Here is a 24,204-nt window from a genome sequence, read left to right as displayed (position 1 = left end):
TCCCCGCCTCATTTTGTGGCCTCCGCAGAGCCACCGGGTCCAAGTGGCGCGATCCGCAACGTCCGCACCGCTTCGTCGGCCAGGGCGGTGATCTCCTCGGCACGAGCGATCTTCTCCCAAGTCACCGTGACGACAACAAGGCTCTGCATGCCGGGTGGAAATACGGCGTACTTGATGAACTCGGTCAGCCTCCGCCCGAAGCCCAACACGCGCTTCACTTGGAGCATCGCCTGAACACGCACCGCAGGTCCGGCGGACAAGTCCAGGTAGGCGACCTGAGGTTCGCCAGCGACCCGCGCGTTCGCCCATTCGAGCAAGCGCGGCTGAACTTCCTCACGCCTCGGACGCGGCACACCCTCATCACCGTATGAGTCGACCACCAGGTTCGCCAGGGGCTCTCCCGCCTCGGTATAGTACGCGGCCGCGAGAATCGGTACGTCTTCGTTCAGGTCGATGGCACGTTCGACCGTGTCCTCGAAAACCGCGCTCGTCTCGATCTCCAGCCCGAGTGGGTTGAGGCCATGCACGACCTCCCTGGCCAGTGTCCTCGCCTCGTTCTTGGTGGCCTCACGAAGAGTGAGATCGATCCATCCGGGCTCGAAGTCGAAGCGGCACTCGAAGCGCTCATCCAGAGGGGCGCTGTCGTCCAGTGCGGTCATGCTTTCCTTCCGGCAAAGCGTTCTCGACGGTTCAGCCGACGAGCGGGTCGACGTTGCTGTCCAGTCCCAGCCCACCCAGGGTAATACCGGTACCGACGAGGGACATCCGTGTGGCGGTCTTTGAGATCTTATTGAGAGCGTCAGAGTTGAACTGGCCGACCAGAGCGGCCGTCCCCATTTTGACTGACTTCAAATCGGATGCCACGCCGGGATCAGCCATGGAGAAAGATCTGGGAAGCCCTTTGAAGGGGTTACCTCCGCCGCGCGCCGACAACTCGTTCCAGGAGCTCCTGTAGCTGCCGACCCCAGGCCTCAAGGCTTTGAGATTCTGGCTCCAGGAGGTTTTCGAGAATGGCTCGACGAACGGCTCTTTGACGGACTTCCAGGCGTCGCCCCTCCCAAGCGTGAAACGCTTCCCGGAGAGCCTGTTGAGATTTTTGCCAGCACGACTGACCTGACGGACCGTTCGTGCCGCACCAGCTCGTCCAAGATTTCCGAGCGCACCTTTTCCGAACCTGCCCGCAATTTTGGAGAAACCCTTTCCCACTCCCATCATTGCGAAACCGATGGCTGCAAATGCAAGATCTCTCCATCCAGCATCGCCACGAGCGAACTGAATAACCGTCATCAAGGCGCTCACCAGCGTGAGAATCATGGCCAGACTGCCTAGGACTCCAGCCAGTGCTTGACCGATGACAGGAATCCAGCCAACGACCAGGGAGGCAATACCGAGCCAAGTCGCAATCGACCCTGTCCACTCACCAATGTCTTCGACCCAGTCATCGAACTTGTCCCAGAAGCCGTCTCTCAGGGAATCGTGGCTGATGACAGCATCGATCGCCTCACACGCGCGTTTCGCAGCACTGTCCCGGATGTCCTTGGCGCGCCTGATCTTCTCTCTGGCAGCAGCGATCTCGTCCCCAGCGGCATCCCGTTGCCCTTCGAGCTTGGCCTTGTCACTTTTGTCCTTCCCGGAGAGGACACCCAAGCTCCGTTCGGCAGCCCCCTTTCGTCCATCCGCATCCTGGGCATCCTTGAGCGCGGAGTCCGCGATCTCTTGTGCTCGGCTCAGATCAGACGCGTAGTTCGTGGACTTGGCATGCAGCTTGTCGTGGTACCCACCACCGGTCTCCGACACTGTCGTGCCAAGGGCATCTGCCGCGGTGTCGTAGCGCTTCAGTGCGGCTTCGAGCTTCCCTACGCTGCCTTTGGCCTTCGCTCGAAATTCCTCGCCGGCCTTGCTGTCCCAGGATTCGACTGCGGAGACCGCCTTCAGGCTGCGAATCTGACGCTCCAGCACCTCGGCAGTCTTGCGAAGTTGGCGACCAAGCGCGGCAACCTGGTCCGGGTCACCAGGGATGGGGTCGCTGTCGGCAATCGGATGCCAATCGCGAGGCCGCATAGCCTACTCCCCCTACTGTTTCGACTTGGGGTCCCGAGCACCTCGAATGGCTTCAGCCAACTGGTGGTCGACGTCGTCGTACACCTTGGCAGCTTCCTTGGCCATCTTTGCCAGCGCCTCAACTTCCTCTGTCAGCTCACGACGGCTGATCTCCCAGTTACCGGCGAAGTCCTCAAATTTATGTGCCAGTCCACCGTGCCCGAAGTCCTCGCCATACCTTCCGCTCAGCTTGTTCAGCCCTTCAAAGGCTTTCTGCACACGGCTGAGTCCGACACCCATCTCCCTGACGGCGTCGAGGTCGACTCGCGTGTGATCACCCGCACCAGACATGCCATCCCCCGGAGTGTCGTGTCATGGGGCTTGCGAGAAGCCGATGCGGCGGTAGGTTCGTACGTCCACCGCACCAGCCTGACATCGCCGGCACAGCGTCACTTGCTCCGCACCGACTTCGCCAGCTCGTCGTCGATCTGCTCGAACCGGTCGGCCGCGGTGGTGAGGTAGTCACCCATGCCGTCGAGGCCGTCGAGCGTGTCCTTGGTGCCTCGGACGAACTCGTCGAAGTTCTCGTCGAAGGCCTTCGACGAGCTCTTGGTGACGTAGCCCGACTCGACCAGGTTGGCGATGTACTTGCGCAGGCCGTCCAGCTTCTCCTGGAGCCGTTCCTTCTCCTTCACGACCTGCTTGGCAGCGTCACGCATGTCCTGGTATGTGACGTCAAGGTCCTTGGCCATGAAGCCGCCTCCACCGTAGTGATCGTCCGCTCTTGCGGCAGCAGACTACGACCGTTGCGCACGCCGTTGGCTTCATGGATCGAGACGTCATTCGTCCGGGTCGAGGATCCCGGATTCCGGCCTCGCCTCCTCACGCGCCTGCCGGCGCTCGCACGAACTACCGCTCGGAGCGAATCACAGGTCGACCTGACCCGCGTCCTCGGACCGGAACATCCGTCGACCCAGCCCGCGTTCACCCACTTCACCCTCACCACGTACGGATCCGGCGGGGCAGAGTCGGCCGTGAGTGACGCGTCGAAGGCAGTCCGGTCCTGCAGCAGCGGCTTCACGGCGAAGGCGAGCCACGATGCAGCCCTGCGACGCAGAGCTGCCGCGGTGGTTAGGGCACAGAACGCGAAGCCGGGGTGAGCAACGCCGCCCGCAAACCGGTTGTCGCCGGGGAGGGGTAGCCTGTGTTGGCCTATCAGCATGGCATGACCATGGAATTCCCTGGAAGGAACGCGGTCGATGCGGGTGTCCGTGACAGTGGTCCGGCAGGGCATGGACCCACAGGACGTCATTCTTGATTTCAGTGAGGACGCGAGCATTGCCGAGGTGGCGGGGACGTTGGCCCCGGCTACGGCTCCCGCCTCAGTCCCCGCCGGGTTGCCCCAAGTTGCGTACGACCCTCGTCTCGGCGGAGCGCCGGGACCCGTCAAGACCGGGCTGTGGGCCGACGGCCGGCTCTGCGCATCCGACGAACGCGCGAGCGACGCACTCCGTGACGGCATGCGGATATCCGTCGACGACAGCGTGGGGCCGTTCCTGCGGGCAGGCGAGCCGGCAGGGCGCTACGAGCTGCGCGTCACCGGAGGACCGGGCGCCGGCCGGGTGGCTCGCCTCGCCGCGGGTGTGACAGTGATCGGTTCGGCGCCCGCCTGTACCGTCCCCGTCGCCGACCCGCTTCTCCCGCGTGAGGCGGTGCGCGTGAGCGTCGCCGTCGACGGCAGCGTGAGACTCGCCCCTGGCTCCGATGGCGCGAAGGTGCTCCTCGACGGTGAGGCCGTCGTCGGGGAACGCGAGTGGCCGCCGGGCGGCCTCGTCCGCTGCGGGGGTTCGCTGCTGGTCCTCGACGACCCGGTGGAGGCCGACGCGCATCTTGCGCCGATGGGCGAGGGCGGCCTCGCCTACAACCGCCCGCCACGCCTCGGTTCGCTGACACCTCGCGCCCGGTTGGTGGTCCCGTATCCGCCGAACAAGGCCGACCGTCACCGCTTCCAAGTGATCAGCGTCATCACCCCGTTGGTGTTCGGCTTGGTCATGTACGCCATGACCAAGCAGCCGTACATGCTGCTGTTCTGCCTGATGAGCCCGGTGATGATGGCGGGCGAGTGGTTCAGCCAGAACCGTGAGGGCAAAAAGAAGCACCGCACGTCGGTCAAGGAGTACAAGGCGCAGAAGGCCGAGTACGACAAGGAGTTGGCCGCCCTCGCCGCCGCGGACCAGCGGGCACGACGCGAGGCCTCCCCGGACGCCGCTTCCCTCCTCTTGTTCGCGACCGGACCACGGCGCCGCTTGTGGGAGCGTCGGCTCACGGATCCGGACGCCCTGGAACTGCGCGTCGGTGTCGCGAAACTCCTGGCGAACGTCGAACTCGTCGCCTCCCCCGGGAAGGCAGCGGAAGAGGGGCCGCCCACGCCACCGCACGTGGACGATGTCCCGGTGCCGCTGCCGCTCACCGACCTGGGTGTGGTGGGCCTGGCCGGAGGACGCGCCCAGGTGCTGGCGAGCGCCCGATGGCTCGCGGTTCAGGCCGCCGTGCTGCACAGCCCGCGCGATCTCTCGATCGTCGTGTTCTCGTCCGCACCGGACGCGGCGGTCGCCTGGAGCTGGGCGCACTGGCTGCCCCACACCCAACCGCAGAACGGGCAGGACTGCGTCGCCCTCGTCGGCGCGGACTCCGAGACCGTGGGCCGACGCGTCGCGGAACTGCTGAACGAACTGAACCGGCGCAAGGAGGGGGCCGGCGCGGCAGCCGGCGCGGGACGTCTGCGGCCCGACCCGCACATCCTGGTCGTCCTGGACGGTGCGCGGCTGCTGCGGCGGGTGCCCGGCGTCCCGCAGCTGCTCCAAGAGGGGCCGCTGTACGGGATGTTCGCGCTGTGCGTGGACGAGGACGAGCGGCTGTTGCCCGAGGAGTGCCGGGCCGCGATCTGCTGGCCGATGGGATCCAGCCACCACGTCGTGCTGCGCGGGGCGGGTCTGGACGCCATTGGCGAGGTGCTGGCCGACCAGGTGTCCCACGAGTGGTGCGAGCTGGTGGCACGCTCGCTGGCGCCTGTGCGCGACGTCAGCCGGGACGACGCAGACAGCGCCCTGCCGTCGGCGGCGCGCCTGCTGAACCTGTTGCAGATGCCCGATCCGACCGGCCGCCATATCGAACAGATCTGGCGCACCGGAGGCGCCACGACAGTCTTCCCCGTGGGCGTCGGCGCTGAGGGAACGTTCTTCCTGGATCTCCGGCTGGACGGACCTCACGGACTCGTCGCCGGTACCACCGGGGCGGGCAAGTCCGAGCTGCTGCAGACGCTCATCACCTCGCTGGCCGTCCACAACCGGCCCGACGCCCTGAACTTCGTCCTCATCGACTACAAGGGCGGCGCCGCGTTCCAGGACTGTGCCCGGCTCCCGCACACCGTGGGCATGGTCAGCGACCTCGACGCGCATCTGACCGAGCGCGCCCTCGCCTCGCTCGCCGCCGAACTGCGACGGCGCGAGGAGATCCTCCTCGACGCGGGCGCGAAGGACATCGAGGACTACGCCGACACCAGGCGGCTGCGGCCCGAACTGGAGCCGATGCCGCGCCTGGTCATCATCATCGACGAGTTCGCCTCACTGGTGGCCGAACTGCCGGACTTCGTCGCCGGTCTCGTCGACATCGCCCGCCGCGGCCGCTCCCTGGGCGTCCACCTCATCCTCGCGACCCAGCGTCCCGCGGGCGTCGTCAGCCAGGACATACGCGCCAACACCAACCTGCGCATCGCGCTGCGGGTGACCAACCGGGACGAGTCCGCCGACGTCATCGAAGCCCCGGACGCCGGAAGCATCTCGAAGTCGACGCCGGGCCGGATGTACGTACGGTCGGGGGCGAACGCGCTGGTCGCCGTTCAATCGGCCCGTATCGGCGGTCGGCGCCCCGGTGCGTCGTCGGCGCCGACCGTCGGTCTCCTCCCGCTGTCCTGGGGCGCCATCGGCCGCCCCCTGCCCCGGCGGGCCGACGACGGGGACGACGGCACAATGGTGACTGACCTCGCGGTGCTGGTCGACGCCATCGCCGAGGGCTCTCAGCGCATGGGCTTCGGCGCGCCGCACAGTCCGTGGCTGCCGCCGTTGCCCGAACACGTCACGGTCGCCGACCTGTACCAGGAGACCCGTCCCGCACACGGCGACGTGGCCCCGGCGGTCTTCGGCGTCATCGACGTCCCCTCCCGGCAGGCGCGCTCCCCACTGAGCCTGGACCTGGTGGACGGCGAGCATTTGCTGATCATCGGAGGCCCCCGCTCCGGCCGTTCCACCGCACTGCGCACGGTCGCCGCGTCCCTGGCCACGACCACGAGTCCCGCCGACGTCCATCTCTACGGCATCGACTGCGGCGCCAACATCCTGCTGCCGCTGACCAGGCTGCCGCACTGCGGCGCCATCATCACCCGCGACGAGACCGAGCGCCTGGTCCGCCTGTTGGGCCGTCTCCAGGCCGAGATCACCCGACGCCAGCAACTCCTGGCCCATCTCGGCGTCTCCAGCGTGGCCGAGCAGCGGGCATCGGCCCAGGGCGAGGACCGGCTGCCGTACATGGTGCTGCTCCTCGACGGCTGGGAGAGCTTCGTCTCCACCTTCGAGGGTTACGAGTACGGCAAGCTGATCGAGGCCACCACCCGCCTGTTCCGCGAGGGCCCCGCGGTCGGCCTGCGTGTGGTGATGACCACGGACCGCACGGGGATGTCCGGTGCCATGACCACCTCCTTCGGCGAACGGCTGATCCTGCGGCTCACCGACCCCAACGACTACGGCATGGTCGGCATCAACCCGCGTTCCGTACCCAAGGACATGCCGCCCGGACGAGCCCTGCGCCTGACCGATGACGGCGTGCAGGAGTGCCAGCTCGCCCTACTCGCCGCCGATCCGGCGGGCAAGGCGCAGGTGGAAGCGCTGCAGCGGATCGCGACGGAGGCCACGGGGCTCCACGCCCGTCCCCCGCGCCCGCTCCGCCCGATGCGGGTGGACGCCCTTCCCGTACGCTGCACGGTCCGCGAAGCCGTCGCCCTGGAGCCCGAGTTCGCGCCCGCCTCGGACCTGTGGGCCCTCGTCGGCGTGGGCGGCGACGAACTCTCGCCGCTCGGGGCCGACTTGTCCGAGGCCGGACCGGGCTTCGTCGTCGCAGGACCGCCGAAGTCGGGCCGGTCGAGCACCCTGATCGCGATGGCGCGCTCGATGACGCGGGCAGGTCTGCCCGTGGTGCTGATCACCCCGAAGCGCTCCCCGCTGAAGGAACTGGAAGGAGAACCCGGCGTCCTCGGCGTGCTACTCGGCGACGCCACCCAGCAGGACCTCACCGATCTACTGGCCCAGACGCAGGGCGGCCGGTACGCGGTCCTCGCGGACGACGCGGAACTCCTCTACGACACCCCGCTGGACTCCGCGCTGGAAGAGGTGGTCCGCAGCGGACTCGACGGCGACCACGCCGTCATCGCGGCGGGTTCGGCCGAGTCGCTCGGCTCCCAGTACCGCGGCTTCGTGGTGGAGACCCGCCGCAACCGCCACGGCCTGCTCCTGGCGCCGACCGCGGATGCCGGCGAACAGCTCTTCGGCGTCCGCCTGCCTCGCACGTCCTCGGCAGGCCCCGCCGGCCGAGGGGTGCTGATCCAGGCGGGTGCGGTCACGCAGGTGCAGGCCGTGATCGATGGCTGAGAGCGCGGCAGGGACCGCAGGCGGCTCGACCCACCAGAGTGACGGACTACTGATCGAACGGGGGCGGTGTACATGCTGATGGCTCAGCCGTTGCCACCCGACGTCCACGTAGGACCCATCTCGACCGGGCCGGCTTGGGCCCTGCTCGGGGCCGGAGGGGTGATCGTCCTGACGGCCGGCGTGGCGGCCGCGCTGACACGACGGGACCCCAGTGCCAAACGCCTGACCAACTGGCTGTTCGGGCTCGGCATGACGATGTGTGCCGTGGGCGGACTCGTACTGCTGGGCGAAGCGTCCGAGGACCGGAAGACGAGCGACGGACTCCACGCGGCGGGTAGCCGGATCATCGACGAGGCACTGAAGTCGGCCCGCGCCTGCAACCCCGCCGCCCCGCAACCGACCTTCGTCTATCCGAGCGAACCGGGGTCCGGCGGCGCGGCCACGTATGTTCCGTCACCGTGCAGCACCTCGCCGCGGGACGTCGCTCTGGACACGTCGGTGACGACCTCCGACGGCGTGTACGAGGCACAGGCGGCGGACTCCTTCGACGCGAGCGGACACGTGACCGTCACCGACTCGGACAGCGGCAAGCAGGTCTGCGCCACCGTCCCGGACACGGCGGACGGCACCGGCTCTGTCGTCGACGGCCCGTGCCGGGGCTAGGACCTGTCCGGCCGGTCAAGGCGGAGGGAAGCGTCGGGCCTGTGTGGTGGCGGTGAGCGGGGTCCGGCGCTTGCAGCTGCAAGGCGGAGGAGGGAGTCGACTCCCTACGCTCCTCCGTCCGTTCGCTTACGGACCATGGCCGCCGCCCGTCAAGGCTGCCCAAGGTCGAGTGAGGGACTTCGTGGCACACGCAACCGGAAACAGCCCGGGGGGTCCCGTCCGACAGTCGGACGGGACCCCCCGGGCTGGGCAAGCAGCTCCGTGGGACCTGATCGGCTCAGTGGCCGGCGGTGGCCCTACGGATGTTGTCGTGGTGGGTCTGCGAGGCCTGGTGGGCCTCGTGCAGCAGATCCACGATCTTCTGGAGGTGCGGCTTCATCGCGGTCCACTCGTGGCGGAACTTGTCCGCCAGAGGCCCCGTCCAGTAGCCGTGGCTCTCGTCAGCAGCCGAGTTCAGACCGCTGAACACCGACTCCAGGTTGATCTTCTGGGACTTGAAGTTGTTGACCATCTTGTTCAACGCGTCAAGATCAGCACCGCTGATAGCCATGAGTCGCCGCTCCTCCCCGTTTCAACACGTCACGGGCACCACGCCCGCGATTGGCAATCGTAACTGTACGCCGTTCAGGTGACGCCAGTGTCTCTGGCACCTCTACATTTCTTCTGCAACAGACTCAACTTGTACCGGTGTTGGTTCCCTTCCGCATACCTGGTTGCGGAATCCCTACGCAGCCTTGATCGTTGTTTGACCGGTCCGGGACACCTGGTGACAGCAGGGGAGGCTAGCCTTGACTGTTGCTGTCGACGCCCGAACGTCGGCGCAGCTACTGCGGCACGGGGGAGAAGAGCAGGATGTCTGAATTCGCCGGGGTCGACCCGCATCGCGTACGTCTGCTGGCCAACAAGCTCAAGGATCTGGCGGACACGCTGGCCCGCGAGGCGCCGAACATACGCAGTCAATTCGACAAGTGGCACGGAGCCCTCAACCAGGCCGCGCTGCTGCGCCAGGTGACGCAGGTTCATGATGACGCACGGGACATGGCCAAGCGCGCCGACGAGGCGCTGAACCTGCTGCACAACCCGCGGTTCGTCGACCCGAACGACCCGCACAAGGACTTCATCACCATTCCCTGGGACGTCTCGCAGATCAATACCGCCTACGAGGCGCAGCAGGAGGCGGCGAACCTCAAGAAGGCGCTGGACGACCCGGACGACCCGTCGTCGCGGCAGACGATCAACGAGATCGCGCAGTCCCTGGCCGACCACCAGGACGATCCCGCGTACCTCCAGGCATTCATGGCGGCCGACGGCATGAGCCAGGCCGCCCGCGTCGCGCGCGTCCTGCACGGGCAGGACGGCACCCATGACGGCGTGGTGCTGTCGAAGGAGTCCGAGGCGATCATCGGGCAGTTCGGCCAGGGCGTGCAGGCCGCGACCAGCCTCGCCCAGGAGGGCAAGATCACCCTCCCGCCCAACTGCACGGACAAGCTGACCAAGCCGGACGGCGGCGACATGTGGTCCGTCGGCATGCTCTTCAAGTACGGCCCTGACGGGGACAAGTGGGATCCCCATGTGCTGTCCACCGTGAGCGGCGCGATGCTCGACTGGCGCCAGAAGAACCAGATGCGACCCGATTACGTCGCACCCACCATGCAGGGCGGGGGCTATGGCGGATACGTCGAAGGCAAGGACGACTACTACTGGTACAAGTCGCTCGGCCTGAGCGTCGACTACACCCACGGCAGCAAGGGCGTTGACGCGAGAATCGCCGCCATCGACGCCAACGACCCCTCGCTCGCCCTCATGCAGCGCCTCAGCCAGAACGCGGACGCGTCACGCCTGGTACTCACCGGAAAGGACGGTGCGAACCACGCAGCGGCGCTCGTCAGCGACAAGTGGGCGACTCCCGGGCCGTACTCCTTCGACGACGCGAAGTTCCCCGCCGCCGTCATCCGCATGGCGACGCTGGACCGACAGCACCACGCCAAGGAGTCGGCCGAGGCGGCCGCCAACCTGATCAACGCGGGGGCCGCCGAGTACGCCAAGGAGAAGACCAAGGGCGACTACGAGAAGGAGCAGTATCCAGTCAACAAGGGCATAACGACAGCCCTTTCGACGGTCTTCCAGGCGTATGTGCCGGACTTCGCCAACTCCACCGGCCTTTCGAACCAGGCGGCCGACGCGAAGGACGGCCGGATCGTCATGGACCGCCAGCACGCCGAGGATTTCCTCAGCGAGATCATGCAGAACCACGACGAGGCCGGAAACGTCGTCCAGGCGATCAACGCCCAGATCAGCCTCACAGCACAGCAAGGCCTGAACGACTCCGACGCCGACACGTATCTGAAGAACCTGGCCGAGTTGCGGGGCGAAGTGTCTGCGGCGGGCAAGCAGGTCAACCTGGACGCGGCCGCCCTTACGGACGCGGCACACGCAAAGGAACTCCTCTGGTTCAACATCATCGCCAGTGGTGCCGCCGCCATCCCGAACCCGACCACCCAGCTCACCCAGAACTGGGTCCAGGCGGCGATCTGGGCCGGTATCCCCTATGTCGGCAGCAAGTTCTCGACGAACAATGCCGCCAATGTCGAGTCCGGCTACAAGAGCATCGCGTTCGACGATGCCGTCTCCATGCACGTGCCCCTCGTCCAGGGACTGGTCCGCGCGGGCAGGATCCAGCCGCCGGCGGATCACCCGGAGTGGGCGGACGGCCATATCGCGTTCCGCAACGACCGTGATCGCACCGACTTCAACCAGTGGTGGGTTGAGGTCAAGAAGCAGCAAGGCGGCTTGCTCGACAACTTCGACGACGACATGAGGGACGGCTTCAAGCGTGGCTCCGAATAGCGACAGTGAGGTGTCGCGGATGCAGGTTTCCGAGACTTCGGCAACGATGACAGGGACCTTCGGCCGTGTCCGGCGAACCCTGCTCGTGTTCGCAGCCGTCGGGCTGTGCGTCGGAGCCACCGCCTGCGATCACAACGACGACGACGCCTGGAAACCGCCGGGCAAGGGGCAGGCGGCGGTCCTGCTGGACCGTGGCCAGTCCGATGCGCTCGCCGACCTGCTTGGTTACGAGGTCAAGGCTTTGACCACTGCCCCAGACGGCACTGTCTATTCGATGCAGCACGGCATTCAACGCATCAACAATGACCGTACGGTCAAGTCGGTGGGGTCCGAGGCGACCCAGGGCTCGTCCGGCCTGGTCGTGTTGCCGGACCGTTCCCTGGTCTTCGGGAAAGATCACGCCCTTTACAAGTACGGCAGCAACGGACAGGTCAGCGTCCTGGCCGGAGTCCCCGGTAAGCACCGGTCAGCCACGGCACAGGCCCCGGAATCGGCCACGGCTCACGGCTTCAGATTCGCCGATGACCACGTCGCGCCTCTCGGTGTGCGTCCCGACGGGTCACTGATCGTGCTCGATGGGCATGTGGTCTGGTCGTTGGCCAAGGACCGGCTCACCCGTGTGTACGAACTCCCGGCGGGCGATCGCGAGACCCGGACACTGGCCGGCTACCCAAGTACTGCCGTGGACAGGACGGGTACGGTCTACATCACCAGTGATCCGTGGACCCACTCGTCCGAGTTCTCGCACATCAAAGACGTCACGGCCATCCGCACCGACGGGACGACCACCCCCCTCGCTCTGCCCCGGTCAGTCGCGGGGGTCAAGGGGAGCCCCGGCGACCTGACGGTCGTATCCCTCACCGGGGATGGTGCCGAGGGCGTCTACGCCAACGCCTACGGCGAGGAAGCGCACTATCTGCTCCACCTTCACGCCGGACGCGCTGAGTTGGTGGCCCGCTCCCGGAACTCACAGCAGACATCGAAGTACGCGGACCAGTGTGAGTTGAAGGACACGGTGGACGCCGAACAACTGCCCTGCGCTCTCCCTAAGTTCATGACGTACGGCGGCGGGAAACTCGTTCTCGCCGGAGACACCCAGTACTTCCTTCAAATCGGCATCAACTAACGGGGACATCAGTGGGCATACCAGACGAAGACAAACTCGGCTATCTCTGCCGCCAGGACATGAACAAGATCGAGGCATCGGTCGCGAACATCCGCTCCGCGATCACCGCCGTGAACAACCTGATCGGCTGCGAGACCTGGGTCGGCGCCGCCGCCGACAAGTGGGGCAGTGACTTCCAGGGCCGTATGGGCACTCTGGGCAAACTGTTCGACTCCTACCCCCCGGAGGAACAGCGCCTGGTCACCAAGGCCCAGAAGGATCAGGCGGCAATGGACAGCAAGCGCACCGGCGGAGGAGCGTAGGCGGGACGAAGCCGGTCGCGGGATCTCGCCCTCACGTCGGTGTGCAGGTGCTGCAACGCCCAAACGCGGTGGCAGGCTTGAACGTTGGTTCGTTTGTTAGCATCTGCACTCGATGCTTGCGGCCGATCGACTACGGGGTTGACATGGGAAGACCGGACGACGAACGGGGCGAGACACCCGCACAGTTGCGCAAACGGGCGGACGATTTGCGCGAGTGCGCCCGCAAGGCACGAACACTCGCCGGGTCGCTCGGACCATATCTCGACAGCGCGGTGACGAGTGCGACACAGGGCATATGGATGGGCCCGTTCGCCGAGGCATCCACCGCAACGCTCCGCACCCGCAAGGCCAGACTGGGCTCGATGGCCACTGACCTGATGGTCGACGCCAAGCGCTGGGAAACCGAGGCAAACCACCTCGACGAACAGGCCAAGACCCAGAGCGACAAGCCGGGAGGCTGACCCATGCCCTTCGCCGGCTTCGACATACCGAAGATACGCAGCCTGGGAACCAGCCTGAAGACCCTGGGCGACAACGCGGGCAAGCTGCACAGCGACGTCTCTGCGGTGCTGACCCAGGCCCAGAGCCTGATGGGCGGCAAACCTGCCACCACGAGCCGCGACCTCGAGCCCCTGGTCGGCAATCCCTTCTCCTTCTGGCCGTTCGGCTTCAACAACCTGCCCGGGTCGCTCAACGGGGAACTCGGAGACATGTCCGACTCGATGGCACGCCGCTGCAGCCAGTTGGAGAAGTGCAACGAACTGCTCGCCAAGGGATACGCCATCGACCCGGCACTCGCCTTCGCCGACGAGAAGGCCCCCGACGAGAAGAAGATCAACGATGCGCTGGACGCGCTCGCCGCACTGGACGGCAAGGACTTCGGCGACGATGGCAACCGGGACGATCTGGACGAGGTCAAGGACAAGCTGAACGGCCTCACCGCCGCCGAGCTCGACGCATTCCTGGCCAAGGCCAAGCCCGAGGATCTGCGCCGCTACGGCGACTTGGCGCGGAAGACCGACGACAGCGGCATGTGGTGGTGGGAGTCGCACGACGGCATCCCGGACAGCGCGTTCCGTGACCACCTGAGCGGACTGCTGAAGAAGGCCGGACCGTCGCACTGGGCGAAGCTGGAAGCGGCGTTCCCGGGAATACAGCCGGGATTCGACACAACGGACGTTTGGCTCGACAAGCAGAACTCCCAGCGGGGTCAGACCGTGCAGGGCGTTCAGTACGGCACCCCCACCGACCCGCTGTTCGCCAAACCCGGCCAGGTCGACGCGTCGAGCATCTCGCAGGGACAGTTCGCCGACTGCTGGTACATCGCGTCTCTCACCGCGACAGCTCAGGCGGATCCCCAGTTCATCGCGGAAGGACTCAAGCAGAACGCCAACGGCACCGTGGACGTCCGGATCTGGGACAAAGACGGCAACAAGCACTGGGTCACCGTCACTCCGGACCTTCCGATGGACAGCAATGGGCACCTGATCTCGGCCCATGGAAACGCCGAGACCTGGCCCGCGTACTACGAGAAGGCTTTCGCCCTGATGTACGGCGGCGACGAGGGTGGGGCCCCGGACGGCCGTGACGGAGACAAACGCTACGACCACGCCGACTTCGGCAACTACGGTGCCACCGAGTGGGATATGACCGACAAGGCGCCGCCCTATGTGACCGGCGAGAACTCCAAGTCGATCGACAACAACGTCGACTCCATCAAGAAGTCGTTCGACGCCCATCACCCGGTGATCGTGGCGTCCAATTCCGACTCCAGCAATCTGCCGTCGGATTGGCAGAAGAACGGCGCATACGTTACTCGGCATGTTTACTACGTCAAGGGATTCAATGCAAACGGGGACGTCATCCTCGGCAATCCATGGGGTGGCGGAAGTCCGGACGTTGTCGCCACGCGCGAACAGTACGAGAAATTCTTCAACACCCCGCAAGAGCTGCAGGTGAAGAAATGAAACTGCTGAAACTCGGCGGAGCGGTCTGTCTCACGCTGATCCTCGCCGCCTGTGGAACGGACAGCGATACCAAGGCGTCGGACACCACAAGTCCCCCGGAGTCCTCGTCGCCGTCGCGCCCCGCACCGCCCGCCGACAAGGGCCCGGAGTGCGACGGTGCCAAGAACACCAACGGGGTGCACGTCCTGCGGGGCGGCACCACCGTACTGCCGGGCGGCGGCAAGGCGGCGTACACGGAGGCGGGCGCCGACGGAAAGCACCGCACCGCGATGCTGACCCTGGACAACACGGGGCAGACCGTGACGGCGGGCCGAAAGGTCACCGTGAAGGGGCGTTCCTTCACCGTCGCCCAGATCTGCGCCTACCGCGTAGTCCTCACGACGCCGGATCACAGCAGCACGAACGAAGGGGCAGACATGGACAAGTGGCCGACAACGCAGGACGGTCACTGGCGGCTCCGCTGGCACGTGCCCGACAACGGGCCCGCCATGGGAGCCGTCGTCACCGACATCCAGAGCGGCCCCGCCCGCGCCTCGATCAGTGTGACCGCCTCCGGCAAGGGCCAACTCGCCTTCTACGGCGACGTACGCGACGGCAGTACCGTGGAGATCGCGGGTCAGCTGTGGAAGGTCGAGACAATCAACGCCGGGAACACGGACTCCGCGGTGAACTCGCCCGACTTCAAGGCCGGATACGTGGACCTGCGGCGGCTCGGCGACGCCTGAGTCGCCGCTCGCCGGTCATTGGTTGACGGCCTGGACTTCCTGCCTCTTCGCAAAAGGGTCATCGACGGTTGACGTCCGGACATCACGGACGCAACGGAGCAGATATCGTCAGATCCCGCCATGACACGTGGCGCCAGCGGCCACAGGTGCTTGGGGAGGTCCGGCGTGCGCCTGACTCTGACCGTCGTCGACCCGTTCGGCGGTGGGGCCGCCGACGTCGTTCTCGATGCCGATCCCGAGTCCACCGTGGGGGACATCGCCACGGAGCTGGCCAGGCAGGTCGGGCAGAGTGGGGCGCAGATCATCCCGTTCGGACAGCACGGCCAGGTGCCGTCGGGCGGGGCGCCGGCCGTCTACATCGACGGGTATTCCGTCGATCCGGCCGCGACCGTGATCGGCTCGCCGCTGCGCGAGGGCGCGGTGGTCAGCCTTCAGGATCCAGCCGGGTGCCTGCCCGGAGAACCCACCGGGCTCGTCGAGTTGCGTGTCGTCGGTGGTCCCGTCGCCGGTTTCGTGCACCGGCTCGGTGTCGGCCGGTACGACATCGGCAGCGGGCCGGCCTCGTACATCCGGATCGATGACCCAGAACTCGACGCCAGGGCCCTGACGTTGTCGATCGCGACGGACGGCACCTGCAAGGTCGTCGTGCACCAGGACAAGGAGAGTGTCACCCGCGACGGGGAGAAGGCCGGGGAGAGCGGCAGTGACGACTGGCCGCTCGGCGGGCAGATCGCCATCGGCAACACCCTTCTGGAGCTGGCCCGTTACACCCCGCCCAACGCCGCCCTCAAGTGGTCCGAGGACGGGGTGGGCCTCGACTACAACCGGCCGCCCCGGCTGCGCCCGCCGGACCGGCAGACCAAGTTCCGGCTGCCCAGCCCGCCCCGGGAGTTCGAAGCCCGCCCACTGCCCTGGCTGATGGCGCTCACCCCGCTCGTCGGGTCGGTCGTGGCCGTGCTCATCTTCCACCGCTGGTACTACCTGATCATGGCGGGGCTCAGTCCCGTCATGCTGTTCGCCAACTACTTCATGGACAAGAAGCACGGGCGCAAGTCCCATGCGAAGCAGGTCAAGGAGTACAAGGAGCAGAAGGACCGGATCGAGAAGGACGCGCAGGACGCGCTGACCGCCGAGCGCGACGACCGGCGCAACGCCATTCCCGACCCGGCCGCCGTCCTCTCGCTCGGCACCGGGCCGCGCACCCGGCTGTGGGAGCGCCGCCGCACCGACCGCGATCACCTGCTTCTGCGCCTCGGGACCGGACGGGTGCCGTCCGAGGTGGTGCTGGACGACCCCGAGCAGGACGAGCACCGGCGGCAGGTCACGTGGAACATCGAGGACGCTCCCGTCGCCCTCTCGCTGCGCTCGCTCGGTGTCATCGGCATCGCGGGGCCCGGGGACTCGGCGCGGGCGCTCGGCCGGTGGGCGGTCGGGCAGACCGCCGCGCTGCACAGCCCGATGGATGTGCAGTTCTACTTCCTCAGCGAGAACAGCGCGCAGAGCGAATGGGACTGGGTGCGCTGGCTGCCGCACGCCCGCCCGTCGGGCAGCCAGGACGTCAACGTGCTCATCGGCACCGACGCCGAGACCGTGGGCGCCCGCATCGGCGAGCTGACGCAGGTCCTCGACGCCCGCAAGAAGGCCGCCGAGCAGAACCGCGGGCAGGGGACGAGTTTCAGCGACCCGGACATCGTCGTCGTATGGGACGGATCGCGGCGGCTGCGCTCGCTGCCTGGTGCGGTACGGCTGCTGCGCGAGGGGCCCGCCGTCTCGATGTACGCCGTGTGCCTGGACACCGAGGAACGGTTCCTGCCGGGCGAGTGCCAGGCGTTCGTGGTCGCGGAGCCCAAGGCCCGGGAGTACGACACCCAAGCCGACCGGACCGCCGCCCAGCCGCAGACCGCCGGGGGCTTCCCCTCCTTCCACGCCTGGCACAACACGGGCGTCCCGGAGAACGAGAACGCCGATGAGGCGAAGGAGTTGCGGCTGCGGGTCGAGGAGGGCGGCGCCGCGGGCATCAAGGACGTACGGCCCGACTTCGTGTCCGCCGCCTGGGCGCTGCGGCTGTCCCGTTCGCTGTCGGCGCTGCGCGACATCAGCGGGGAGACCGAGGACTCGGCGCTGCCCGGTGCCAGCCGTCTGCTCGACGTGCTCCAGCTGGAGCCGCCGACGGGTGACGCGATCGTCGCGCGGTGGCGGACTGGCGGGCAGTCGACGCTCGCGGTGATCGGTGAGTCGTACGACGGGCCGTTCGGCATCGACATGCGCAAGGACGGACCGCACGGCCTGATCGCCGGCACCACCGGTTCCGGCAAGTCGGAGCTGCTCCAGACCATTGTCGCCTCGCTGGCCGTGGCCAACACGCCGGAGAACATGACCTTCGTGCTGGTCGACTACAAGGGCGGCTCGGCGTTCAAGGACTGTGTGAAGCTGCCGCACACCGTCGGCATGGTCACCGACCTCGACGCGCATCTGGTCGAGCGCGCGCTGGAGTCGCTGGGGGCCGAGCTGAAGCGGCGCGAGCACATCCTGGCCGCCGCCGACGCCAAGGACATCGAGGACTACCAGGATCTCGTGCGCCGGGATCCGAGCCATGCACCGGTCCCCCGACTCCTCATCGTCATCGACGAGTTCGCGTCGATGGTGCGCGATCTGCCCGACTTCGTCACCGGTCTGGTCAACATCGCCCAGCGAGGCCGTTCACTCGGCATCCACCTGCTGCTCGCCACGCAGCGGCCCAGCGGTGTGGTCTCGCCGGAGATCCGCGCCAACACCAACCTCCGTATCGCCCTGCGTGTCACGGACGGCGGCGAGTCGAGCGACGTCATCGACTCGCCCGAGGCGGGGCACATCTCGAAGACCACACCGGGACGGGCGTATGTGCGGCTCGGCCACGCCTCGCTGGTGCCGTTCCAGTCGGGCCGGGTCGGCGGCCGCAGGCCCGGCGCCGCCGATCCCACGGCACTCGCGCCCTGGGTGGGCGAGCTGTCCTGGGCGGATCTGGGCCGGTCCGCGCTGGTGAAGCCGAAGACGGAGGCCCGGGAGGACGAGGAGATCACCGACCTCAAGGTGCTCGTGGACGCGGTCAACGACGCCAACCGGGTACTGGACATCCGGGCCCAGCACAGCCCGTGGCTGCCCGCTCTCACCGAGACGCTGCTGCTGGACGATATCCCCGAGATCGCCGCCCCCGCTCTCGCCCCCGGCCGGCTCGCGCCCGCCCCGTACGGCGTGGCGGACCTGCCGGCCGACCAGGCGCGCCGCCCGGTCGTGGTCGACTTCGCGACCTTCGGTCACCTGATGATCGGCGGTGCGCCGCGCAGCGGCCGTTCGCAGGTGCTGCGGACCATCGCGGGCTCCCTCGCGCGTACGCACTCCAGTGCCGATGTCCATCTGTACGGCATCGACTGCGGCAACGGCGCGCTCAACGCGCTGACCCGGCTGCCGCACTGCGGGGCGGTCGTCGGCCGCAACCAGACCGAGCGGGTGATCCGCCTGGTCAACCGTCTCAAAGGTGAACTGGGTCGCCGTCAGGACCTGTTGGCGGACAAGGGCTTCGCCGACATCGGCGAGCAGCGGGCGGCTGCGCCCGAGGGCGAGCGGCTGCCGCACATCGTGGTGCTGCTCGACCGGTGGGAGGGCTGGGTGCCCACGCTCGGCGAGATCGACCACGGTTCGCTCACGGACGAGTTGACCACGATGATGCGGGAGGGTGCGAGCGTCGGCATCCATCTGGTCCTGACCGGTGACCGCACGCTCCTCATCGGCCGGGTCGCCACGCTGACGGAGGACAAGTACGGTCTGCGGCTCGCCGACCGCAGCGACTTCTCCACGCTCGGCATCCCGAGCCGCAAGGTGCCCGAGGAGATCCCGGCGGGGCGTGCCTATCGCAACGAGTCCGGCACGGAGACGCAGTTCGCGCTGCTCGCCGAGGACACCACCGGCCAGGGGCAGGCGGCCGCGCTCGCCGCGATCGGCGAGGCGGCGGCGGCCCGGGACGCGGCCGTGCCGCGCGCCCGCAGGCCCTTCCGGGTGGACAGTCTGCCCAGCCGGATCTCCTTCCCGGACGCCTGGGAGATGCGCGATCCGGACGCCTCCCGTTCCCGGTTGTGGGCGCTGGCGGGTATCGGCGGCGACGAGATCGTCGGCTTCGGCCCGGACCTCGCCGACGGTGTTCCCGCGTTCGTCATCGCCGGACCGGCGAAGTCCGGCCGCTCGACCGTCCTGATGAACTTCGCGCAGTCCTATCTCGCCCAGGGCGTACGGCTGGTCGTCGCCGCGCCCCGCCAGTCGCCGCTGCGTCAACTGGAGGGCACGGGGGGCGTGGTGAAGGTGTTCACCGGCGAGGACATCGACGAGGACGACTTCGAGGAGGTCATCGACTCGGCGTCCCCGGAGGAACCGATCGTGGTCCTCGTGGACGACGGCGAGATCCTGGAGGACCTGGACGCCGAGTCGCACATGAAGCGGATCGTCTCGCGCGGTGCCGAACGCGGCCTCGCCCTGGTGATCGCCGGTGACGAGGAGGACGTGTGCAGCGGCTTCTCGGGCTGGCAGGTCGACGCCAAGAAGGCCCGCCGTGGCATCCTGCTCTCCCCGCAGGAGTCGTCCAGCGGCGACCTCATAGGCGTCCGTCTGTCCCGGAGCCTGGTGGGCGGTCAGGTGGTCCCGGGCAAGGGGATGCTGCACCTGGGCGACGGGGAGTTGCGGACGGTGGTGATTCCGGGGTGAGCGGGGCAGCGGCCCCGCCCGGCTACTCGGCCTTCGACATCCGTGCCACCGGATTGCCCTCGGCCGAACTGTCCGACATGTAGGTGAGGTCGGCGCCGGTCGGCTTCAGTTCGACCGGGTGCGGGGCCGGGTTGCAGCCGTCGTGGTTGCCCTTGGCGCCGACGGAGGTGGCGACGATCGTGGTTGTCGTCACCTTCTTCAGGGTGAGGATGTCGGTGCAGACACCGCCCAGTTGGTCGGTCTGGGTCAGGCGGCCCAGCTCTTCGCCGACCCGCGCCCGGTGGACCGTCAGCCGGAAGGTGCCGATGGGCAGGGTTCCGTCCAGGGCGGTGCCCTGGCCCTCCCAGGTGCCGAGGTAGCGGTCGGGGACGGCGGTCCCGGTGGTGTCGCCGGGGGTGCTTCCGGTGGCCGTGCTCGGTGCCGGGGAGTGCGCGCCGCCGCTCGCCCTGTCGGCGCCGCCTCCGCCGATCATCGGGCGGATCAGGAACCCCAGTCCCACACTGACCGCGGCCAGCGCCCCGGCCACGGCGAGCGCGACCGTGCAGCTCATCCGGCGGCCGCGGCCGCCCTCCCCCGGAGCCGAGCCCGCCGCCAACGTGACGGAGATCTTCCCGGGCCCCGGCCCAGGTCCCGGTCTCAGTCCCGGGGAAGGTGCCGGCGACGATCCGGCACCCGTTCCAGGCCCCGGACCTTGCTCCGGCCGGGCATCCGCGACCGCCGCGTCCCGTGGTGCCGGCATGACGGGGGCCGGCCCGAACGCTCCCGATCCCGCACCCGCACCCGCCGACACCCCGCCCGTCCCGCCCACCGACGGGCTGCTGAACCCCACCGGTCCGGACGGTGCCGCGTCGGCGGTCTCCAGGTTGAGCAGGCGTACGGCGCCGCGGCTCACCTGCTCGACCAGTGCCCCGGGCAGCCAGCCGCCCGCAACCAGGCGGGCCGCACCGTCGGGGGCGAGCCGTCGGGCGATGTCCGCGGGGACCGGGCGGGCGGACGGCTCCTTGGCCAGGCAGTGCGCCGCGAGCCCGCGCAGTTCCCCGTCGAGGGCACCGAGTTCGGGCTCCTCGTGTACGACCTTGTAGAGCAGCGCGGCCGAGGAGTCGCCGGGGAACGGGGGCCGTCCGGTGGCCGCGTAGGCGAGGACCGCGCCGAGCGAGAAGACGTCCGCCGCACCCGTGACGCCCTTGCCGAGGATCTGTTCGGGCGACATGTAGCCGGGCGATCCGATCGACACGCCGGAGGAGGTGAGGGACGCGGTGCCGTCCACGGCCCGAGCGATGCCGAAGTCGATCAGCAGCGGGCCGTCCAGGGTGAGCAGGACGTTGGACGGCTTCACGTCGCGGTGCACCAGGCCCAGCTCGTGCACGGCGGTCAGTGCCTCGGCGAGGCCCGCGACCAGGGCCCGTACCGAGTGCGCGGGCAGGGGGCCGGCGTCGGAGACGGCGGCGGCCAGGGACGGTCCGGCCGCGTAGGCGGTGGCGACCCAGGGCACGGCGGCGTCCGGGTCCGCGTCCAGGACGGGCGCGGTCCAGGCGCCGCCCACCCGGCGTGCGGCCTCCACCTCGCGGCGGAAGCGGGCCCGGAACTCCTCGTCGAGCGCGAAGTGCGGGTGCACGATCTTCACGGCGACCGTACGGCCGCCGGTGCTGCGCCCCAGGTACACGCGGCCCATACCGCCCGCGCCGAGCCTGCCGAGGAGCCGGTAGGGCCCGACGACGACCGGTTCACCGGCTTCGAGCGGCTGCATCGCGTCCCCTCCCCCGTTCCCCGCTCCCCGTTTCTCCGGGCAGCGTAGTGACTAGGGCCGGAGCAGATCCACCTTCACGTCGGCCGGGAAACCGGTGGTCGGGCCGACCCGCCGGGCGAACTCGGAGACGGCGGCGAGCTGCGGACCTCCGAAGCGGAAGTCGAGGGTGGTGAAGTACTGCTCGAGGATCCGCTGGTCGAAGGCCTCCCAGCGGGCCGCCTGTTCGGCGACCTTGGTGACCTCCTCCAGGGAGAGGTTGCGGGAGGCGAGGAAGGCTTCGTGCACCTGGCGGGTGATCTCCGGCTCGCGCTCGACGTAGTCCCGGCGGGCCGCCCACACCGCGAAGACGAAGGGCAGGCCCGTCCACTCCTTCCACAGCGTGCCGAGGTCGTGCACGTCGAGCCCGTAGCGGGGCCCCTCGTGCAGGTTGGCGCGCAGTGCCGCGTCGCCGATGAGTACGGCTGCCTCGGCCTCCTGCATCATCAGGCTGAGGTCGGGCGGGCAGGTGTAGTAGTCGGGCTGTACGCCGTAGCGCTCGGAGAGCAGCAGCTGGGCGAGGCGGACGGAGGTGCGGGAGGTGGAGCCGAGGGCGACACGGGCGCCGTCCAGCCGGTCCAGCGGAACCTGCGAGACGATCACGCAGGACATCACCGGGCCGTCGCAGCCGACCGCGATGTCGGGGAAGGCGACGAGGTCGTCGGCGTTGCGCAGGAACTCCACGAGGGTGACCGGGCCGATGTCGAGGTCACCCCGCACCAGTTGCTCGCTCAGCTTCTCGGGGGTGTCCTTGGTCAGCTCGAAGTCGAGGAGGGTGCCGGTTCTCGCGAGCCCCCAGTAGAGGGGCAGGCAGTTCAGGAACTGGATGTGGCCGACGCGCGGCCGGGTGCGAGAAATGTCCACATCGCGACACTAGACCCCGTGGGATACCGTGCGGACTCCGGCCCCACGGTCAACCAGGATGGCGCGATCTTCAAACATCCGGGTGACGTGATCTTGGCCTCTATTGCTTTCGGCTGCCCGCGTGCTAGGCTCGCCGCAAGTTGCAGTTTGGTTTCCCTTGCAGTACAGAGCCTGCGGAGCATGTGACCGCGGGCTCTCGTCGTTTTCAGACATATGCAGTTGTGCAGCATTGTTTTCACACTTGCAGGTTCTGGAGCAGGGCAAACCCTTTGTGGGCCCAAGGAGGGCTTATGGCTACCGGAACCGTGAAGTGGTTCAACGCCGAAAAGGGCTTTGGCTTCATTGCCCAGGAGGGCGGCGGCCCGGACGTCTTCGTTCACTACTCCGCGATCAACGCGGCCGGCTTCCGCTCCCTTGAGGAGAACCAGCAGGTCAGCTTTGACGTGACGCAGGGTCCGAAGGGTCCTCAGGCGGAGAACGTCACCCCCGTCTGATAGCGGCGAGTCTGCTCGCAGTCTGAGTGCAGTACCCAAGGAGCCCCGTGCCGCAAGGCAACGGGGCTCCTGCCTTTTCTGTTCATTCCCGCTTCTTCCGTTCATTCCCGCTTCACCTGTCCCACGCCCCGCGTATTCCGGGCCGGGACGGAATGCAGAGCGCGGAGTAGGGTCCCCGTCCATGGCCGACCCCGACTTCCTGACCGCCACCCGGGTGTTCTACGACGCAATCGCGGAGGACTACGCCGAACGATTCCGCGGTGAACTCGCCCCCAGACCGCTGGAGCGGGCCGTGCTCGCCGCGTACGCCGAACTGGTCGGCGGCGGCTCGGCGGCGGCTCCGGCGCGGTCGCCGATCTCGGCTGCGGGCCGGGGCGGACCACCGGGTACCTCGCCTCGCTGGGTCTGCCGGTCTTCGGCCTGGACCTGTCGGAGTCGATGCTCGCGGTGGCCCGCCGGGAGAATCCGGGTCTGCGTTTCGAGCGGGGCTCGATGCTGGACCTGGATCTGCCGGACGGCACGCTGGGCGGTGTGGTCAGCTGGTACTCGTCCATCCACACCCCGGTGGGCCGGCTGCCGGCCCTGTTCGCGGAGTTCCACCGGGTACTCGCCCCCGGCGGCCACCTCCTGCTCGGCTTCCAGGCCGGCGACACGCCGCGCCGTTACGAGAACCCGTGGGGCCACCCGGTCACGCTGGACTTCGAACGCCGCGACCCGCACCGGACGGCCGCCCTGCTGACCGAGACCGGTTTCACCCCCGTCTCCCACACCCTCCGCGAACCGGACCCGGTGCTCGACGAGACGGTCCCCCAGGCCTTCCTGATCGTCCGGAAGCCACCCCGGCCGGCCGAGCCCGGGGCCGACAGGGCCTAGGTGTATTGACCCGCAGGGTTGTTGACACGGCTGATGGGTGGTTGGCCTCCGAGTGCGGTGTGGCAGCGATGGTAGTTGTAGGTGTGAAGG

17 protein-coding genes and 1 pseudogene are annotated in these 24,204 nt (G+C 68.1%); 11 read left to right on the top strand and 7 right to left on the bottom strand.

The genetic code is table 11. The features are described 5' to 3' along the window. Positions 1-8: 8 nt before the first annotated feature. The 4 genes from ACIPK3_RS29735 to ACIPK3_RS29720 all read right to left on the bottom strand — a co-directional run bounded on the left by ACIPK3_RS29735 (position 9) and on the right by ACIPK3_RS29720 (position 2,792). Positions 9-659 carry a hypothetical protein gene (locus tag ACIPK3_RS29735; protein ID WP_402574605.1) on the bottom strand — a complete coding sequence of 217 codons (651 nt, stop codon included), beginning with the start codon at positions 657-659 and terminating at the stop codon, positions 9-11. Positions 660-690: 31 nt separating this feature from the next. Next, positions 691-2,061 carry a hypothetical protein gene (locus ACIPK3_RS29730; protein ID WP_402574603.1) on the bottom strand — a complete coding sequence of 457 codons (1,371 nt, stop codon included), beginning with the start codon at positions 2,059-2,061 and terminating at the stop codon, positions 691-693. Positions 2,062-2,073: 12 nt separating this feature from the next. Further along, positions 2,074-2,340 carry a hypothetical protein gene (locus ACIPK3_RS29725; RefSeq protein ID WP_402574601.1) on the bottom strand — a complete coding sequence of 89 codons (267 nt, stop codon included), beginning with the start codon at positions 2,338-2,340 and terminating at the stop codon, positions 2,074-2,076. Between the two features lie 149 nt (positions 2,341-2,489). Beyond that, positions 2,490-2,792, bottom strand: coding sequence for a WXG100 family type VII secretion target (locus ACIPK3_RS29720; protein WP_402574599.1), 303 nt, complete (start codon positions 2,790-2,792; stop codon positions 2,490-2,492). Between the two features lie 507 nt (positions 2,793-3,299). Here ACIPK3_RS29720 and ACIPK3_RS29715 point away from each other — a divergent pair. Beyond that, complete coding sequence (locus tag ACIPK3_RS29715; RefSeq protein ID WP_402574597.1) at positions 3,300-7,739, top strand: FtsK/SpoIIIE domain-containing protein; 4,440 nt, start codon at positions 3,300-3,302, stop codon at positions 7,737-7,739. 78 nt (positions 7,740-7,817) lie between these two features. Then, positions 7,818-8,402, top strand: coding sequence for a hypothetical protein (locus tag ACIPK3_RS29710; protein ID WP_402574595.1), 585 nt, complete (start codon positions 7,818-7,820; stop codon positions 8,400-8,402). A gap of 277 nt (positions 8,403-8,679) precedes the next feature. Here the strand turns inward: ACIPK3_RS29710 and ACIPK3_RS29705 are convergent, their stop codons facing one another. Continuing rightward, positions 8,680-8,952 (bottom strand): WXG100 family type VII secretion target, encoded by a 273-nt coding sequence (locus ACIPK3_RS29705; RefSeq protein WP_402574593.1) that lies wholly within the window; start codon positions 8,950-8,952, stop codon positions 8,680-8,682. Positions 8,953-9,254: 302 nt separating this feature from the next. On the opposite strand from ACIPK3_RS29705, the gene ACIPK3_RS29700 reads away from it, so the two are divergent. The 7 genes from ACIPK3_RS29700 to ACIPK3_RS29670 all read left to right on the top strand — a co-directional run bounded on the left by ACIPK3_RS29700 (position 9,255) and on the right by ACIPK3_RS29670 (position 20,100). After that, positions 9,255-11,249: a hypothetical protein gene (locus tag ACIPK3_RS29700; RefSeq protein WP_402574591.1), complete on the top strand. Its 1,995-nt coding sequence runs from the start codon at positions 9,255-9,257 to the stop codon at positions 11,247-11,249. An 85-nt stretch (positions 11,250-11,334) separates the two neighbouring features. Further along, a complete protein-coding gene (locus ACIPK3_RS29695) occupies positions 11,335-12,375 on the top strand; it encodes a hypothetical protein (RefSeq protein ID WP_402574589.1) in 1,041 nt (346 codons plus the stop codon). A gap of 11 nt (positions 12,376-12,386) precedes the next feature. Then, positions 12,387-12,677 carry a hypothetical protein gene (locus ACIPK3_RS29690; protein WP_402574587.1) on the top strand — a complete coding sequence of 97 codons (291 nt, stop codon included), beginning with the start codon at positions 12,387-12,389 and terminating at the stop codon, positions 12,675-12,677. 143 nt (positions 12,678-12,820) lie between these two features. After that, positions 12,821-13,138, top strand: a complete 318-nt coding sequence (locus ACIPK3_RS29685; RefSeq protein WP_402574585.1) for a hypothetical protein — start codon at positions 12,821-12,823, stop codon at positions 13,136-13,138. Positions 13,139-13,141: 3 nt separating this feature from the next. Beyond that, a complete protein-coding gene (locus ACIPK3_RS29680; protein WP_402574583.1) occupies positions 13,142-14,644 on the top strand; it encodes a C2 family cysteine protease in 1,503 nt (500 codons plus the stop codon). After that, positions 14,641-15,369 (top strand): hypothetical protein, encoded by a 729-nt coding sequence (locus ACIPK3_RS29675; protein WP_402574581.1) that lies wholly within the window; start codon positions 14,641-14,643, stop codon positions 15,367-15,369. Before ACIPK3_RS29680 ends, ACIPK3_RS29675 begins: the two co-directional genes overlap by 4 nt. A 165-nt stretch (positions 15,370-15,534) precedes the next feature. After that, on the top strand, positions 15,535-20,100 hold the full coding sequence (locus ACIPK3_RS29670; RefSeq protein WP_402574579.1) for an FtsK/SpoIIIE domain-containing protein: 4,566 nt from the start codon (positions 15,535-15,537) through the stop codon (positions 20,098-20,100). A gap of 22 nt (positions 20,101-20,122) precedes the next feature. Here the strand turns inward: ACIPK3_RS29670 and ACIPK3_RS29665 are convergent, their stop codons facing one another. Together ACIPK3_RS29665 and ACIPK3_RS29660 are read right to left on the bottom strand one after the other, a co-directional pair. Beyond that, complete coding sequence (locus tag ACIPK3_RS29665) at positions 20,123-21,847, bottom strand: serine/threonine-protein kinase (RefSeq protein WP_402574577.1); 1,725 nt, start codon at positions 21,845-21,847, stop codon at positions 20,123-20,125. Between the two features lie 51 nt (positions 21,848-21,898). Further along, positions 21,899-22,747 carry a menaquinone biosynthetic enzyme MqnA/MqnD family protein gene (locus tag ACIPK3_RS29660; RefSeq protein WP_402574575.1) on the bottom strand — a complete coding sequence of 283 codons (849 nt, stop codon included), beginning with the start codon at positions 22,745-22,747 and terminating at the stop codon, positions 21,899-21,901. Positions 22,748-23,037: 290 nt separating this feature from the next. Between ACIPK3_RS29660 and ACIPK3_RS29655 the strand changes: the two genes are divergently transcribed. Both ACIPK3_RS29655 and ACIPK3_RS29650 read left to right on the top strand, forming a co-directional pair. Beyond that, the gene (locus tag ACIPK3_RS29655) at positions 23,038-23,241 is read left to right on the top strand and encodes a cold-shock protein (RefSeq protein ID WP_069779342.1); all 204 of its coding nucleotides are present in this window, start codon (positions 23,038-23,040) and stop codon (positions 23,239-23,241) included. A 393-nt stretch (positions 23,242-23,634) separates the two neighbouring features. Then, positions 23,635-24,114 (top strand): annotated as a pseudogene (locus ACIPK3_RS29650) (class I SAM-dependent methyltransferase); the annotation flags it as partial. Positions 24,115-24,204: the final 90 nt, after the last annotated feature.

Source organism: Streptomyces sp. NPDC086787 (assembly GCF_044745865.1).
Classification (GTDB): Bacteria; Actinomycetota; Actinomycetes; order Streptomycetales; family Streptomycetaceae; genus Streptomyces.
Note: the sequence above shows the minus strand (reverse complement) of the source record. Positions and strands in the feature narration are given on the sequence as shown.